The organism is Corynebacterium sp. UBA2622 (genome assembly GCF_002339505.1).
Taxonomy (GTDB): domain Bacteria; phylum Actinomycetota; class Actinomycetes; order Mycobacteriales; family Mycobacteriaceae; genus Corynebacterium.
Genome location: NZ_DDJO01000009.1, coordinates 71,380 through 86,706, shown reverse-complemented (window position 1 = coordinate 86,706; position 15,327 = coordinate 71,380). Strand labels below are relative to the sequence as shown.

General features: G+C 66.8%; 18 protein-coding genes and 1 tRNA gene. 14 read left to right on the top strand and 5 right to left on the bottom strand.

What is annotated here, in order from left to right; all coding sequences use genetic code 11:
* Positions 1 to 3: 3 nt before the first annotated feature.
* From B3611_RS03020 to B3611_RS03010, 3 genes are read left to right on the top strand one after another with little or no spacing between them, the layout of a single operon-like run.
* The gene (locus B3611_RS03020) at positions 4 to 849 is read left to right on the top strand and encodes a DUF3097 domain-containing protein (protein ID WP_291313595.1); all 846 of its coding nucleotides are present in this window, start codon (positions 4 to 6) and stop codon (positions 847 to 849) included.
* Between the two features lie 9 nt (positions 850 to 858).
* Positions 859 to 1,284, top strand: coding sequence for an NfeD family protein (locus tag B3611_RS03015; protein ID WP_291313594.1), 426 nt, complete (start codon positions 859 to 861; stop codon positions 1,282 to 1,284).
* Positions 1,284 to 2,459 (top strand): SPFH domain-containing protein, encoded by a 1,176-nt coding sequence (locus B3611_RS03010; RefSeq protein ID WP_291313593.1) that lies wholly within the window; start codon positions 1,284 to 1,286, stop codon positions 2,457 to 2,459. The genes B3611_RS03015 and B3611_RS03010 overlap by 1 nt, the downstream gene beginning before the upstream one ends.
* On the opposite strand, the gene B3611_RS03005 is transcribed toward B3611_RS03010, so the two are convergent.
* Together B3611_RS03005 and B3611_RS03000 are read right to left on the bottom strand one after the other, a co-directional pair.
* Positions 2,437 to 2,988 carry a MarR family transcriptional regulator gene (locus B3611_RS03005; protein ID WP_291313592.1) on the bottom strand — a complete coding sequence of 184 codons (552 nt, stop codon included), beginning with the start codon at positions 2,986 to 2,988 and terminating at the stop codon, positions 2,437 to 2,439. The two genes, B3611_RS03010 and B3611_RS03005, sit on opposite strands and share 23 nt — an antisense overlap.
* Before the next feature lie 17 nt (positions 2,989 to 3,005).
* Positions 3,006 to 3,683: a TVP38/TMEM64 family protein gene (locus B3611_RS03000; RefSeq protein WP_291313591.1), complete on the bottom strand. Its 678-nt coding sequence runs from the start codon at positions 3,681 to 3,683 to the stop codon at positions 3,006 to 3,008.
* 77 nt (positions 3,684 to 3,760) lie between these two features.
* Here B3611_RS03000 and B3611_RS02995 point away from each other — a divergent pair, with 77 nt between their 5' ends.
* Positions 3,761 to 4,378, top strand: a complete 618-nt coding sequence (locus B3611_RS02995) for a LysE family translocator (RefSeq protein WP_291313590.1) — start codon at positions 3,761 to 3,763, stop codon at positions 4,376 to 4,378.
* Positions 4,379 to 4,906: 528 nt separating this feature from the next.
* Here B3611_RS02995 and B3611_RS02990 read toward each other — a convergent pair.
* Positions 4,907 to 4,992 (bottom strand) — tRNA-Leu (locus B3611_RS02990).
* A gap of 141 nt (positions 4,993 to 5,133) precedes the next feature.
* Here B3611_RS02990 and B3611_RS02985 point away from each other — a divergent pair.
* Together B3611_RS02985 and B3611_RS02980 are read left to right on the top strand one after the other, a co-directional pair.
* On the top strand, positions 5,134 to 5,673 hold the full coding sequence (locus B3611_RS02985) for a YbhB/YbcL family Raf kinase inhibitor-like protein (RefSeq protein WP_291313589.1): 540 nt from the start codon (positions 5,134 to 5,136) through the stop codon (positions 5,671 to 5,673).
* Entirely contained in the window at positions 5,670 to 6,017 is a 348-nt protein-coding gene (locus B3611_RS02980) for a hypothetical protein (protein WP_291313588.1), read from the top strand. Before B3611_RS02985 ends, B3611_RS02980 begins: the two co-directional genes overlap by 4 nt.
* Here B3611_RS02980 and B3611_RS02975 read toward each other — a convergent pair.
* Together B3611_RS02975 and B3611_RS02970 are read right to left on the bottom strand one after the other, a co-directional pair.
* A complete protein-coding gene (locus tag B3611_RS02975) occupies positions 5,992 to 7,077 on the bottom strand; it encodes a quinone-dependent dihydroorotate dehydrogenase (protein ID WP_291313587.1) in 1,086 nt (361 codons plus the stop codon). The genes B3611_RS02980 and B3611_RS02975 overlap by 26 nt on opposite strands.
* 15 nt (positions 7,078 to 7,092) lie before the next feature.
* Positions 7,093 to 8,115 carry a hypothetical protein gene (locus tag B3611_RS02970; protein WP_291313586.1) on the bottom strand — a complete coding sequence of 341 codons (1,023 nt, stop codon included), beginning with the start codon at positions 8,113 to 8,115 and terminating at the stop codon, positions 7,093 to 7,095.
* A 58-nt stretch (positions 8,116 to 8,173) separates the two neighbouring features.
* On the opposite strand from B3611_RS02970, the gene B3611_RS02965 reads away from it, so the two are divergent.
* The 8 genes from B3611_RS02965 to B3611_RS02930 all read left to right on the top strand — a co-directional run bounded on the left by B3611_RS02965 (position 8,174) and on the right by B3611_RS02930 (position 15,325).
* Positions 8,174 to 9,022 (top strand): undecaprenyl-diphosphate phosphatase, encoded by an 849-nt coding sequence (locus B3611_RS02965; RefSeq protein ID WP_291313585.1) that lies wholly within the window; start codon positions 8,174 to 8,176, stop codon positions 9,020 to 9,022.
* 22 nt (positions 9,023 to 9,044) lie between these two features.
* Positions 9,045 to 10,286, top strand: a complete 1,242-nt coding sequence (gene mshC / locus B3611_RS02960) for a cysteine--1-D-myo-inosityl 2-amino-2-deoxy-alpha-D-glucopyranoside ligase (protein WP_291313584.1) — start codon at positions 9,045 to 9,047, stop codon at positions 10,284 to 10,286.
* On the top strand, positions 10,283 to 10,663 hold the full coding sequence (locus B3611_RS02955; RefSeq protein WP_291313583.1) for a hypothetical protein: 381 nt from the start codon (positions 10,283 to 10,285) through the stop codon (positions 10,661 to 10,663). The genes mshC and B3611_RS02955 overlap by 4 nt, the downstream gene beginning before the upstream one ends.
* Positions 10,656 to 11,342 carry an HAD family phosphatase gene (locus B3611_RS02950; RefSeq protein ID WP_349676568.1) on the top strand — a complete coding sequence of 229 codons (687 nt, stop codon included), beginning with the start codon at positions 10,656 to 10,658 and terminating at the stop codon, positions 11,340 to 11,342. Before B3611_RS02955 ends, B3611_RS02950 begins: the two co-directional genes overlap by 8 nt.
* Positions 11,343 to 11,348: 6 nt before the next feature.
* Entirely contained in the window at positions 11,349 to 11,612 is a 264-nt protein-coding gene (locus B3611_RS02945) for a phosphoribosyl-ATP diphosphatase (RefSeq protein WP_291313582.1), read from the top strand.
* A gap of 10 nt (positions 11,613 to 11,622) precedes the next feature.
* On the top strand, positions 11,623 to 12,471 hold the full coding sequence (hisG, locus tag B3611_RS02940) for an ATP phosphoribosyltransferase (protein ID WP_291313581.1): 849 nt from the start codon (positions 11,623 to 11,625) through the stop codon (positions 12,469 to 12,471).
* A 32-nt stretch (positions 12,472 to 12,503) separates the two neighbouring features.
* Positions 12,504 to 13,934, top strand: coding sequence for an aspartate ammonia-lyase (aspA, locus tag B3611_RS02935; protein WP_291313580.1), 1,431 nt, complete (start codon positions 12,504 to 12,506; stop codon positions 13,932 to 13,934).
* 80 nt (positions 13,935 to 14,014) lie between these two features.
* Positions 14,015 to 15,325: an anaerobic C4-dicarboxylate transporter gene (locus tag B3611_RS02930; RefSeq protein ID WP_291313579.1), complete on the top strand. Its 1,311-nt coding sequence runs from the start codon at positions 14,015 to 14,017 to the stop codon at positions 15,323 to 15,325.
* The last annotated feature ends 2 nt before the right edge of the window (positions 15,326 to 15,327 follow it).

Sequence of the window (15,327 nt, the reverse complement as noted above, 5' to 3'; positions counted from 1 at the left end):
ACTATGGGCTTCGATGATCGGTACGGCGGGGACATTCTCAAGGGGCACGCGCGGCAGAAGGCGCCGGTGTACCCCCAAGTTCCGGCGCAGCCCGGGATAGTCGCGGAGGTGGTCGGGGACGATTTCGTCGGTGCCGTGGTGGGTTTCGAACGGACCTACGACGGGGACTTCATCCGCCTGGAGGACCGCCGTGGGACGCAGCGGCTGTTCAAACTTCTGCCCGGGGCCTTCCTGGTTGAGGGGCGGCGGGTCACACTTACGCGATACGTGGAGAAGCCCGCCGAAACTCCCCGCATCTCCAATTCGGGTTCGCGGCGCGTGGAAAACGTCACGGCCAAGGTCGCCATGCCGAGCAGGATCTGGGTGGAGGGTATTCACGACGCCTCCATCGTGGAGAAGGTGTGGGGCCACGACCTCAGGGTCGAGGGCGTGGTGGTGGAGTACCTCGAGGGGTTGGACAACCTGGAGGAGCGCCTGGCGGAGTTCGGGCCCGGCCCCGGCCGCCGCATCGGTGTGCTGGCCGACCATCTCATCGAGGGGACCAAGGAGTCGAGGCTCGTGGAGCACGTCGGGCCCCACGTCCTGGTCACGGGACACCCGTACATCGATATCTGGGCGGCCGTGAAACCGTCCAGTGTGGGTATCCCCGCGTGGCCGGAGGTGCCGTACGGGGAGGACTGGAAGACGGGAGTGTGCTCCCGCCTCGGCTGGTCCGACCCCAGGGAGGGGTGGCGCCGGGTCTACGGGTCGGTGTCGAGCTTCCGCGACCTCGATTACACGCTCATCGGGGCCGTCGAGCGCCTCATCGACTTTGTCACGAACCCGGATCTGCGCAAGGAGGACATGTAGCCTGGTGCTGTGGGAGCACTCATCTGGTTTATCGCAGCGGTTGTACTGGCGGGTCTCGAGCTGGCCGCCGGAGAATTCACCTTTCTCATGCTCGCGGCAGGGGCGCTCACCACAGCCGCGGCGGCGCTGGCCGGGTTGACCCTTGGTGCCGAGGTGGCGGTCTTCGCCGTCTCATCAGCGGTGTTCTGGTTTTTCCTTCGGCCCTACCTGCACAAGCGCTTCCTGCGGCCCACCTCCTACGACGATTCGCCCCGCGCCCTCGTCGGCACGCGGGCGGTGGTGATCGAAGGCATCACCCCGGGCGGCGGACAGGTCCGGCTGGATGGCTCGATCTGGTCCGCGCGCTCCCTCGACCCCGCGGTGGCCATCCCCGCGGGTGACACCGTGACCGTTTCCGACATCGACGGCCCGGTTGCGGTCGTCTGGAAGGACTAATGATGGGTTCACTTATTGCCCTGGCCATCGTCATCCTGGTGGTGGCGGTACTGTTCAGCTCCATCAAATTGATCCCCCAGGGTGAGGCCGCCGTGATCGAGCGCCTCGCCCGCTACACCCGCACCGTCTCCGGCGGAGTGACCCTGCTCGTCCCCTTCGTCGACCGGGTACGCGCCCGCGTTGACACGCGCGAGCGCGTCGTCTCCTTCCCGCCCCAGGCAGTGATCACCCAGGACAACCTCACGGTTGCCATTGACATCGTGGTCACCTTCCAGATCACCGACCCCGCAAAGGCCATTTACGGTGTGGACAACTACCTCGTCGGCGTGGAGCAGATCTCGGTGGCGACGCTTCGCGACGTCGTGGGCGGCATGACCCTGGAGGAAACCCTTACCTCCCGCGAGACGATCAACCGCCGGCTGCGCGGGGAGCTCGACGCCGCCACCGCCAAGTGGGGCCTGCGCATCAGCCGGGTCGAGCTCAAGGCGATCGATCCGCCGCCGTCGATCCAGCAGTCCATGGAGATCCAGATGAAGGCGGACCGGGAGAAGCGCGCCATGATTCTGACCGCAGAGGGCAAGCGCGAGTCCGACATCAAGACCGCTGAGGGCGAGAAGCAGGCCCGCATCCTCTCCGCTGAGGGCGAGAAGCACGCTTCCATCCTCAACGCCGAGGCGGAGCGCCAGGCGATGATCCTGCGCGCAGAGGGCGAGCGCGCGGCGAAGTACCTGGAGGCCCAGGGTGAAGCCCGGGCGATCCAGAAGGTCAACGCGGCCATCAAGTCCTCCGGTGTGACACCTGAGCTCCTCGCGTACCAGTACCTGGACAAGCTGCCGAAGATCGCGGACAACGAGGCCGCGACCATGTGGATGATCCCCTCCACCTTCGGCGACTCCCTCGAGCAGTTCGCCAGGGCCTTCGCGCAGAAGGACGACGACGGCGTCTTCCGCTACGAGCCGGGGCGTGTCGACGAAGCCACACGCGACATGGCCGGACGGGAGGACACGGACCAGTGGTTCGACACCTCCACCGACCCCGAACTGGCCAAGGCCCTCGCCGAGGCCCGCGCGGTGGCGAACAAGCACGTGGATGACCCGGACCCGACCGCAGTCGCCTCCAACGCCATCGCGGAGGCCGGACCCGAGCGCGGGATCAGCGCCCCGCGGCCCGAGTAACCAGGTTCAGAACCAGTTTCCAGCCGGCCTGCTCCGCCCGCCAGCCGGCGGCGCGGAGGCGCTGGCTCATCGCCTGCTTGGTGATGCCCAGCTCAGCCGCCGCCTCGTTCTGGTTCAATCCGCTGCGCAGCAGTGCCGTGGCCTCGCGCCCCTCCAGGGTGCGTTTGTGCACCACGTGGCCAAGCAGGGCCAGCGCGGCTGCGATGTCATCGGCGTCCGTCCCAGCGTCGGGTGCGTCGACCTTGACGGCCACCGTCGCGGGCCGCGTTCCCGCGGCGTCCGTCGCGGCGTAGAGGGCCGCGCCCTCGTTGGTGATACCAAGGCCGATGGCCCAGTTGCCGTCAGACAGGAGAGCCATGATCACGCTAAGCGCGGCTTCGGGGTCTTCCACGTGGGCGCGGATGTCCTCCACGCCGACCACCTCGAACGCACCCACGCCCGGCAGGGTCGAGAGGGCCTCGGCGGAGCGCCGCACCACGTCGGCGCGTCGTTTCTCCCTTCCGCGGTAGCGGGCGTGAACGGCGATCATGGGAAAGACATTAACGGTTAACCCGCACGGCTTGACCCGCCACGCCCAGCCGTTTCCCGGCGCGTGGGCAGGAGGGCGTCGAGAAGCAGGCCCCCGAGGCCCAGGAGGGCGAGGATGATTGTTAGCGCAAGGACGGCTGGGTTGGCTTCACCCGTGAGCGTGTCCCCGAAGAGGACCGTCCCGATGGTCCCCGGCAGCGAGCCGGCGAACGTCGCTGCGGCAAAAGGCACGACGCCCACCCGGGTCAGCGCTGACGCGTAGTTCATGATGGAGAACGGAACGGCCGCGATCATCCTGAGACTGGCGACGGCGAGCCAGCCACGCTGCTCCAGGTGGCGGTTGATGAGCTCGAGGGACGGGTGGGTGAGTCGTGGCTCGATCCAGTCACGCAGGAGACCCCGGACAATGGTCAGCGAGAGGGTCGCGGAGGCCGTCGTGGCGGTAATCGCGAGCACGACACCCCAGAAGCTGCCGAAAAGCACCCCTGCCGAGAGCGTCATGATGGTCCGCGGGACGGGAAATTGGGTGACTAACACGTACAGGAGCCAGAAGACAACGGGGAACCAGGCCCCGGTCTGATCGGACCACTCGCGCAGCACGGACAGGGGAGGGACCCTAAGAGAGTGCCACGCGGCGAGAAACGCGGCGGCGGCCACCGCGAGGAGGAGGATCCGGGGCGGGGAAAAATTCTGCATGGCGACCCTCCTTTCTGAACCGTTCTCGGGGTCCGGCACAATTAAGCTACCCGACGCCCCCGACGAAGAGAGATCCCGTGCTGGCCGACATCCTCAGCTGGGCCACAATCATGGCCATTCCCGGCCCGGACATCGTGGCCATCGGATCACAGGTGACGCGCCACGGATATCGGGCAGGCTTTGCGACGGCCTTCGGCGCTACTCTTGGCGTCGCCACCTGGTCCCTCGTTTCGCTGGCGGGCATCTCCGCGCTTCTCCTCGCGGTGCCGGCGCTGTCGTTTGCCCTTCCCGTCCTCGGCTCCGGCGTTTTGGTTCTCCTCGGGATCATCACTCTCCGCGATGCGGCCCGGCGAGACGGAGATCCGGTGCCGGGGACATCCCTGGAGACCGGCCCGGTATCTTCGCGCAGTGCGCTGCGCCTCGGGCTGATGACCAACCTCTCCAACCCCAAGGCCCTCGTGTTTTTCACGTCTTTCTTCACCCCCCTGATGAACCACTACAGCGGACTCGCACACAAAGGGGGAATGCTTGTTCTCCTCCTCGGGGTCTCCGCTGTCACGTTCGCGACGATGTCGGTTGCTCTCCGGGCCGCCGCCGTCTCACCCCTGGCGCGAATCGCGGGCATCCGCTTCCTGCCGGGTCTCGCCTTTGTCGCTATCGGCAGCTTCTACCTGTGGGAGTCGCTAGGGGGGTAGCCGGGCGTTCCCGTAAAAGAGTCCGCATTGCGGACTCGTTTTCGGCCGCCGGGGGGCACCAGCCACGAAGCTGCCTGGAAAAGTCCGCAATGCGGACCCCGCGCGGACATCGGGGGGCGGCACCGCGGGCACGTGGCGCAAAAAGTCCGCATTGCGGACTCGTTTTCGGCTACCGGGGGGCACCCGCCACGACCAGCAGCACGCCCGCCCGCGGTGGCAGGCCGGCGGGCGCCGCCTTGAGGTTGCATACGCGAAGTCCGCAATGCGGACCCCGCGCGGACATCGGGGGGCGGCACCGCGGGCACGTGGCGCAAAGACTCCGCATTGCGGACTCGTTTTCGGCTACCGGGGGGCACCCGCCACGACCAGCAGCACGCACGCCCGCGGAGGCAGGCCGGCGGGCGCCGCCTTGAGGTTGCGCGGGGAAAGTCCGCAAAGCGGACTCCCGAACCCGCAAACCCACCCGCCACAGAGCATTCCGCGCAACAAAAAACTCGGGACACCGTGTAAACGATGTCCCGAGACTTGTGCCCGAGGGGGGACTTGAACCCCCACGTCCGTTAATAGGACACTAGCACCTCAAGCTAGCGCGTCTGCCATTCCGCCACCCGGGCCGGGTAGTGTTGTCAGCCTCTCGGCTGGGCACCTGCATTACTATAGGGGGCACCGCTAAAACTTCACAAATCGCCAGGTGAAGCCCGCTTTTTTACGAAAACGCACCCGCCAGCCCCCCGCCTTCCGGTAGAAAGGTTTCCATGACCACCTACGACTTTGACTCCCACCGATTCCCTGGGCCCGACCCCTACGCTCCGCTGAAGGATCTCCCACCCTTTGAACTCACTTCCGACGATCTCGTCAATGGTGAACGGCTCCCCGCGGCCCTGACCGGCGAGAGCGCATCCTCTCCGCAGCTTTCCTGGTCCAGTCTTCCCGAGGGGACCAAGTCCCTCGCCGTCACGTGCTACGACCCCGATGCCCCGACCGCGTCCGGATACTGGCACTGGGCCGCCTTCAATATCCCGGCCGAGACCACCGGGCTTCCGGCCGGTGCCGGTGCTCACGAGAATCTGGGAGTTGGCGCCGTAACTCTGCGGGGAGACTCGGGGAAGCGGGCGTTCTACGGGGCCAACCCCCCGCAGGGCCACGGCCCGCACCGCTACATCTTCGCGGTGCATGCGGTGGATGTCGATAAGCTCGATGTGCCCGAGGATGCAACCCCCGCGGTTCTCGGCTTCAACCTTTACTTTCACTCGCTCGGGCGCGCCGTGCTCTGGGGCTGGCACGAGAACCAATGATCCCCGTTCAGTTGCGCGCGGGGGGAGCCTTCCTCGCCATCGCCCTGGTCCTGCTCATCTACACGGCCCTCGCTTTCTTCCGCTCCGAACCGACGTTCGCGTTCACGGCGCAGGTCATCACGATCATCGTTGCGGCCGCGATCTTCGGTGCGAACGCCACGTTCGTGCGCGGTCAGCGCCATACGCGCGCGCAGGTGGGGGCGCTCGCGGGTGCTGTGGCGTTGGTCATCATCGGCATTCTGCTCCCCGCGACACCCCTCTTCGTCACCCAGACTTTCTGGCTGATCCTCTGGGCCGTCACGGGCATTCTCTGCGCCCTTATTCTGCGTCGGAGCGCCATGTAAGGCCGCTGCCCACGGCCTCGCTTATCGACGCCAAACCATGCGCCCTGACCTGTTGCGCCAGACCGGTGTGGATGCCGCGAATCCACCCGAGCCCCCCGTAGATGAGCGGGGTATAACCCTGCAGGAGGCTCGCCCCAGACGTGATGCGTTCCCACGCCTGCTCCGGGGTGGAGATTCCCCCCACGCTCACCAGCACAAGCTGCCCGCCCACTCGCGTGTGGAGGCGGCGCATGACCTCGAGGGAGCGCTCGTTCAGCGGGGCACCTGATATCCCGCCCGCGCCCATCGCCGCAACCTCCGCCGGGTCGGTTTTCAGCCCGTCCCGCGAAATGGTGGTGTTGGTGGCCACTATGCCGGCCAGCCCAAGCTCCACGGCCAGGTCGGCGACTGCGTCGATGTCTTCGTCGCTCAAATCGGGGGCGATCTTCAACAGAACGGGCGTCGTGGTGCTTTCCTTGACCACTGTGAGGATCGGCCTCAGCTCCTCGACAGCCTGCAGGTCGCGCAACCCCGGCGTGTTCGGCGAGGAGACGTTGACCACAAGGTAATCGGCGAGGGGGCCGAGCACGGTCGCGCCCGCGCGGTAGTCGGCAACAGCATCCTCGGCGGTCTTGTTCTTGCCGATGTTGATGCCCACCACGTCGCCCGACTTGCGCCCGCGCAGATTCATCGCGACGGCCAGGGCACCCTCGTTGTTGAAGCCCATGCGGTTGAGGATCGCCTTGTCCGCGGGTAGGCGGTAGAGCCGCGGAGCCGGGTTGCCCGGCTGGGGGCGGGGAGTCACGGTGCCCATCTCGGCGTAGCCGAATCCGACGGCCCCCCAGGCGTCGACGGCCGAGGCGTTCTTGTCAAAGCCCGCCGCAAGCCCCAGGGGGGCGGGGAAGTGGACCCCGAAGAGGTCCTGGGAGAGCACGGGGTCGTGGACGCGCACGACCTTCTCCATTGCGCGCGCCGCGGGTCGCGCAACGTGGAGCACCCTCAGGCCCGCGCTGATGATCCCGTGAATGCGCTCCGGAGGGATGAGGAACATGGCTTTGAGGGCGGCGTCGTAGAGGCGCATGTGGGGGCCTTTCGGTTAGGAAGTGGTCGTGTCACCGGGAGTGACCACCTGCAGGCCCTCGCCGCTCGCGGAGGCAAGCAGGAGGGTGCCGTCTGGAAGTGAAACCATGCTCTGGGCGTTCGCAACCGTTGCGAAATTCTCCTTCAGCACAGGCACGCCGGTGGACAGGGAGTAACCCTCGGCGGTGTTGGTCGCGGTGGAGGATGCCCACGCGAGCATCTTCGGGTTGTCCCAGGCAACTGCCCAGGGGCTCTGGCCGACGGGGGCGCTCATCTGCAGGCGGATGATGTCGTCCGTGTTGTAGACCAGCAGCTGGCCCCCGGTGGCGTCCGCGGCGAGGATGAGACCGTGGGGCCCCGCGGCGACTCCGCCAACCCCGAGCCCGGCGCGCAGCGTGCCACCCTGCCGCCCGTCCTTCCAGTCGAGGTCCTGGATGGTGGTGTCGAAGTTGTTGAGGCGCACCACCGCGTCGTCGCGGTTGCCGCCCCGGGGTGCGGTGAGGATGCGGTCGGTTTCCCGGGCAGCGTCGAAGTCCCCGGTCTGCTTCCCGTCCCGGAACACGCGGATGGTCTTGTCATCGTGCGAGCCAGCCACGATTTCCCCGCTTGCGGTTAGAGCGGCGGCGGTGACCGGGGAATCGGAGTGGACGGTCTGCTCCCCGTCGGACGTGATCAGCTTGATGTCGTTGCCGCAGGCGGCGACAAAGGTGCCGTTGTTCGCGGTCACGTCGCCGCAGGCGTCGTCAAGCGTGTGCTTCCTTCCCCTGCCGGAGGTGATCTCTTCGAGGGTGCCCACCGTGAGTTCGCCGCCAGAGCGCACCGCGATGAGATCACCCGTGGCATCGAGGTCGCGCACCGCGTCAAAGGGGTGGACGGTGCCCGCGGGCCGGCTGGAGGCCGGGGAGGCGGCGGCGGTGGCGTTGCCCATGTAGACGTCGCCGCCGTTCCCGGAGTCCTCGGCGGGGTTGGACTGGCAGGCAGCGAGCAACGCAGCTGCGGACAGGGCGGCCGCGGCCACCGTGAGTTTTCTCGCGGGCACATTCACGCCTTCCAAGCCTAGCAACGCACCCAATCCTCCCGGGGTAGGGTTTCAACCCATGAATCAGGTTGCGGAATCCATGAGCTGGGTTCAGGTTGTCGTTCTCTCCGTCGTCCAGGGGCTCACCGAGTTCCTCCCCGTCTCGTCCTCGGGCCACCTGCGCATTGTCTCGCAGCTGCTCTGGGGGGAGGACGCCGGCGCAAGCTTCACGGCGGTGATCCAGCTCGGCACCGAGCTGGCGGTCCTGGTCTTTTTTGCCAAGGACATCTGGCAGATCCTCACCGGGTGGTTCGCGGGGCTGTTCAACAAGGACAAGCGCGGCTTCGACTACCGCATGGGTTGGATGGTCATCGTGGGTACGCTGCCCGTCGCCATCCTCGGGTTCCTGCTCAAGGACCTGATCCGCGAGAACCTCCGCAACCTCTGGATCACCGCCGCGGTGCTCATCCTTTTCTCCCTCGTTTTCATCCTCGCCGAACGCCGGGGCGGAAAGCAGCGCGGGTACGAGGATCTCACGATGAAGGACGCCGTCATCATGGGCCTGTGGCAGTGCCTCGCCCTGGTGCCGGGCGTGTCGCGCTCCGGGGGCACCATCTCCGGCGGCCTGTTCCGCGGCCTCGACCGCGCCGTGGCCACCCGGTTCAGCTTCTTCCTCGCCATCCCCGCGGTGCTTGCCTCCGGAATCTTCTCGCTTCCCGACGCCTTCGCACCCCAGGCCGGCCAGGCCGCGTCCGGGGTGCAGCTGCTGGTGGGCAGCGCCATCGCTTTCGTTCTCGGCTACGTCTCCATCGCATGGCTGCTGAAGTTCGTCTCCAACAACTCCTTCGCCTGGTTCGCCGCCTACCGCATCCCGCTGGGCCTGGTGGTCATGGTGCTGCTCGCGCTGGGGGTCATGAGCCCCGCCTAAGGGCCTGGGTAGGGTAGGGGCCATGCATTCTTGGCCTACACCGCCCGTTCCCGCAGTCGCGGGCACCCCCGTGGAGCTGCGCCTCCACGACACAGCGGACCAGCGCACCAGAACCGTCGACGTCACCCCCGGTGCGGACGGCGATGTGGGCATGTACGTCTGCGGGATCACCCCCTACGATTCGACCCACCTCGGCCACGCCGCAACGTACCTCACGTTCGACCTCATCAACCGCCAGCTCCTGGCCAACGGCCACGGCGTGCACTACGTGCAGAACATCACCGATGTCGACGACCCGCTGTTCGAGCGCGCCGAGCGCGACGGCGTGGACTGGCGTGACCTGGGCCGGGAGCAGACCGACCTGTTCCGCAGCGACATGGAGGCGCTCGGCGTGATCCCGCCGCGCGAGTACGTCGGAGCGATGGAATCCGTCGGCGAGGTCGTGGAGATGGTGTCCACCCTCCTCGAGCGTGGTGCCGCCTACCAGCTCGACCGGGGCGACATCTACGCCTCCATCGAGGCGACGCGGCAGTTCGGCTACGAGTCCAACCTGGACCGCGCCACGATGGAGGCCTTTTTCGCCGAGCGCGGTGGGGACCCCGGCCGCCCGGGAAAGCGCGATACCCTCGACGCCCTCGTCTGGCGGGGCGCCCGCGAAGGTGAACCTTCCTGGGACGCGCCCTTCGGGGCCGGCCGCCCGGGTTGGCACGTCGAGTGCTCGGCCATCGCCACGAACCGTCTCGGCCGGCACTTCTCCATCCAGGGCGGCGGTTCGGACCTGGCGTTCCCGCACCACGAGTTCTCCGCGGCCCACGCCGAGGCCGCCTACGGCATTCCGCGGATGGCCGGCCACTACGTCCACTCCGGCATGATCGCCCTCGACGGGACAAAGATGTCGAAGTCGCTGGGTAACCTCGTCTTCGTGCACAAGCTCACCGCCCGTGGCCACGATCCCTCGGCCATCCGCCTCGCGCTCTTCGCGGGCCACTACCGCAGCGACAGGGACTTCTCGCAGTCGCTTCTCGACGACGCCGAGTCGCGCCTCGCCCGTCTGCGGGCCACCCTGTCCGCCGACGTGGACCGGGAACGCGCGCTCGAGACCGTCGACAAGCTGCGGGCGGCCCTCGCCGACGACCTCGACACCCCGCGGGCGCTGGAGATCCTCGACGCTGCGGGGGGCGACAACGATGGAATCGTCGCCGCGGCTGTCGACGGCCTGCTCGGCGTGCATGCGGGCGCGAAGTCGCGCACAATGAACGCATGAGTATCCGCGCCCAATTCCAGGATGACATCGACGAGTTCATCGCCGACCTGACCACTTTCGCCTCCGGTTCCTACCTGCAGGAGGAGGACAAGGAGCTGTGGGACGAGCCCTTCGACCCGTCGGTCCTGCCGGATTTGAAGAAGCTCCTCGAGATGTTCCTCGACGCCCTCGAGCTCCTCGGCGACGACCCGGACGGTGAGAGCCTGAACAAGGTGGTCGCCCCGTTCTACGCCAACCTCGCCGACTTCAACGCCGAACACGCGGACGCGGTCCTCGAACCGGAGGAGAAGGCCGACATCGAGTCGCTCGTCCACCGGGCGGCCGCCGCCACGGGCGCCGACGACGAGGCGCTGAACAATCTCCCCGAGTTTGAGTAGCGCCGGGCCCCGCGCCGTCTTCTGGGACATGGACGGCACGATGATCGACACTGAGCCGGTGTGGGGGATTGCCACCTACGAGCTGGCTGACATGCTCGGGCGGCCCCTGACCCCGGAGGTGCGCGCGAAAACGATCGGGGGCAGCTTTGAGAACACCCTGCAGATCTGCGCCGACCACGCAGGGCGAACTCTCGCGCCCGGAGACTACGAGCGCTACCGCGCGTGGATGTACGGGCGGATGGGTGAGCTTCTTTCCGGCAATCTGGAACCCAACCCGGGTGTGCGCCCGCTTCTGGCCTCGCTGCACGCCGCGGGCGTGCCCATGCTCGTGACCACCAACACAGAGCGCGAGCTGGCGGACCCCTGCATCGACGCGGTGGGGCGTGGATACTTCGCCGGTTCCATCACCGGTGACGAGGTCGCGCACGCCAAGCCCGCCCCCGACATGTACCTGGAGGCGGCCCGCCGCGTGGGGGAGGACCCCGCCGACTGCCTCGTCTTCGAGGACTCCTGGGCCGGGATGAGCGCCGCGGCCGCCGCCGGATGCCGCGTCCTGGGGCTGGCCGCCGAGGTACCGGAGGGGGCCACGCCCTTCGACCCGGCGCGTTTCGTGGGGGCGGACGCGGCCGCGGTCGCGTCGTGGTTCCGCGGAATCGCGCCGGCAGATGGGTTAGAGTAATCCCCCGTGAAAAACTTCGATGACCTTTTTGCCGAACTCTCCAGCAAAGCGAGCGAGCGCGCCGCCGGTTCCGGAACCGTCGAGGCCCTGGACAAGGGGGAGCATTTCATCGGCAAGAAGATCATCGAGGAGGCCGGTGAGGTGTGGATCGCCTCCGAGTACCAGTCCGATGACGAGCTCGCCGAGGAAATGAGCCAGCTGCTCTACTGGACGCAGGTGATGATGCTCAAGCGCGGGCTTTCCCCGGACGACATCTACAAGTACCTCTAGGAGCGCCGCCGTGATCAAGATCGCCGTCCCGAACAAGGGATCCCTGTCCGAGAAGGCCGTGGAGGTCCTCACCGAAGCCGGGTACAAGAGCCGCGGTATGCACAAGGCCCTCAACGTGCCGGACGAGGACAACGGGGTCGAGTTCTTCTACCTGCGCCCGAAGGACATCGCCATCTACGTCGCCCAGGGCCACCTCGACCTCGGCATCACCGGGCGCGACCTGTACCTGGACTCCCGCGCGAAGGTGAAGGAGGTCCTTCCCCTCGGCTTCGGCCGCTCCACCTTCCGCTTCGCCGCGCCCCGGGGCCGCGAATGGGGCGTCGACGAGCTGCAGGGAAAGCGCATCGCAACCTCATACCCGCACCTCGTGGAGGACCACCTCGCCGCCCGTGGCATTACGCCCGCCGAGGTCATCCGCCTCGACGGCGCCGTGGAGATCTCCATCAAACTCGGGGTCGCGGACGTCATCGCGGACGTTGTCTCCACCGGCGCCACCCTGCGCCAGCAGGGCCTCGTTCCGTTCGGCGAGCCGATCACGCGCAGCGAGGCGGTCGTGGTCAAGCGTGACGGGCTCGAGCTCGATGCGCGTCACGACGTCGTGATCAAGCGCATTAAGGGGATCCTCAACGCGCAGACCTACCTGATGATCGATTACAACGTCGCCCGCGACAACCTCGACGTGTCCTCGGCCATCACCCCCGGCATCACCGGGCCGACCGTCTCCCCGCTGTCGCGCGAGGGGTGGGTCGCGGTTCGGGCAATGGTCCCACGCGCCGACGCGAACAAGGTCATGGACGATCTCGCGGCGGTCGGCGCGGAGGGCATCCTGGCGACGGAGCTGCGCATCGCGCGCCTCTAACCGCGTGCCCGTCCTTGCGTATGATGGCGCACATGGATACCCGCAAAGAAGTAGACCTGCTTGGCACGATGGAAGTCCCCGCTGACGTGTACTACGGCGTACACACGATGCGCGCGATGGACAACTTCCACATCTCGAGCTCCACCATCAATGACCTGCCCGACTTCATCCGCGGCATGGTGCAGGTCAAGAAGGCCACCGCGATGGCCAACCGCCGCCTCCACACCCTCCCGAAGTCCAAGGCCGACGCCATCATGTGGGCGTGCGACCAGGTCCTCGAGGAAGGTCGCTGCATGGACCAGTTCCCGGTCGACGTCTTCCAGGGCGGCGCCGGCACGTCCGTGAACATGAACACCAACGAGGTGGTCGCCAACCTCGCCCTGGAGCACCTGGGCAAGGAGAAGGGCGACTACGACGTCATCAACCCGAACGACGATGTCAACATGTCCCAGTCCACCAACGACGCGTACCCGACCGGCTTCCGCCTCGGCGTGTACTACTCCGTGCAGGGTCTGCTGAAGGAACTCGATGAGCTGCAGAAGGCGTTCCGCGCCAAGGGCGACGAGTTCCAGGACATCATCAAGATGGGCCGTACCCAGCTGCAGGACGCCGTCCCGATGACCCTGGGCCAGGAGTTCACCGCCTTCGGGGCAAATCTCGCCGAGGAGCAGCGCACCATTCAGACGGCCGCCGAGGCCCTCCTCGAGGTCAACCTGGGCGCCACCGCGATCGGCACCGGCATCAACACCCCGACGGGTTACCGCGACCAGATCGTCGCGGCGCTGCGCGAGGTCACGGGCCTCGACATCCAGGCCTCTCCGGACCTCATCGAGGCGACCTCTGACACCGGCGGGTACGTCATGATGCACTCCGCCATCAAGCGCGCCGCGATGAAGCTCTCCAAGATCTGCAACGACCTGCGCCTGCTGTCCTCAGGCCCGCGCGCCGGCCTGAACGAGATCAACCTCCCCGAGCGCCAGGCCGGATCCTCCATCATGCCGGCGAAAGTCAACCCGGTCATCCCCGAGGTGGTCAACCAGGTGTGCTTCAAGGTGATCGGCAACGACGTCACCGTCTCCATGGCCTCCGAGGCCGGCCAGCTCCAGCTCAACGTCATGGAGCCAGTCATCGGTGAAGCCCTGTTCGGCTCCATCTCCCTCCTGCGCAATGCCGCGCAGACCCTGCGCGAGAAGTGCGTGACCGGAATCACCGCCAACCGCGAGGTGTGTGAGAATTACGTCACCAGCTCCATCGGCATCATCACCTACCTGAACCCCTACATCGGGCACCACAACGGCGATGTCATCGGCAAGGAGGCTGCGGCCACCGGCCGCAGCGTCCGTGAGCTGGTACTGGAACGCGGCCTGATGAGCCAGGAGGAGCTCGACCGCGCCTTCAGCAAGGAAAACCTCATGCACCCCGAATTCCGGGGCAAGCTCTACCTCGATGAGGACGAAAGCTAGGGAGGTCTCCGTTTGCCGGCAGCAGGCGGGTGAAGGATACTGATAAGTATCACTTGTCCCACCAATCGGGAGACACTCCAATGCTGTTAGCACTCCATCTCATCATCCTCTTTGGCGCCATTGTCCTCGGCGCAAGAATGGGCTCCATCGCCATCGGTTTCGCCGGTGGCCTTGGGGTCATTCTTCTTGGCCTGACGGGCATGAACGTCACCGCCAAGGACATCCCCTTCGACGTCATCGGCATCATCATGTGCGTCATCGCCGCCATCTCGGCGATGCAGCTCGCCGGGGGCATGGACTACCTGGTCCACCTCGCCGAGCGCGTCCTGCGCAGCAACCCGAAGCGGATCACCCTCTACGCGCCCATCGTCACCTGGCTGATGACCGTCCTGGCCGGCACGGGCCACACCTCCTTCTCCACCCTCCCCGTCATCGTGGAGGTGGCCAAGGAGGGCAACGTCCGACCCTCGCGGCCGCTTTCCGTGGCCGTCATCGCCTCCCAGATGGCGATCGTCGCCTCGCCAATTTCCGCGGCTGTCGTGTTCATGGCATCCGCTCTCGAGCCCCTTGGCGTCGGGTATCTGCAGCTGCTGGGAGTCATGATCCCGGCGACCTTCCTCGCCATTTTCCCCACGGCCTGGCTGGCCAACCGGCTGGGCAAGGACCTTAAGGACGATCCCGTCTACCGCGACCGCGTTGAGCACGGCCTGGTGTCCCACCCGACCCCGGCCGCCGAGTACTCCGCCCCGAAGGGTGCGAAGGCTTCCGTCGGCATCTTCCTCGCCGCGATCGTCGTCGTCATGGTTTACGCCACGATCATCTCCGACCAGATCGGCCTGATCAAGAACCCGACCGTGCCCCGCAACGAGGCCATCATGGCCATCATGCTGGCGGCGGCGGCCATCATCGTTCTGGTCACCCGCAGCAAGTCCGCAGAGATCCTCAACACCCAGGTGTTCCGCTCGGGAATGTCGGCATCCGTGTGCGTCCTCGGCGTGGCCTGGCTGGGCACGACCTTCATCAACCACTACATCAACGACATCCAGTCCATCGCCGGCAACGTCCTGCAGGCCCAGCCGTGGATGCTCGCGGTGGTCCTGTTCTTCGCCGCGGCGCTGCTCTACTCGCAGGCCGCGACCGCCAAGGCGCTCATCCCGGCAGCCCTCGCGATCGGTGTCAGCCCCCTCACCGCGCTCGCGGCCTTCCCCGCGGTGTCCGCCCTGTTCATCCTCCCGACCTACCCGACGCTGCTCGCGGCCGTGGAGATGGACGACACCGGTTCGACACGCATCGGCAAGTACGTCTTCGACCACCCGTTCATCGTGCCCGGCACGGTGTGCGTCGCCCTTTCCGTAATCATCTCCTACCTGATCGGAGCCGTTGTAGTCTAGGG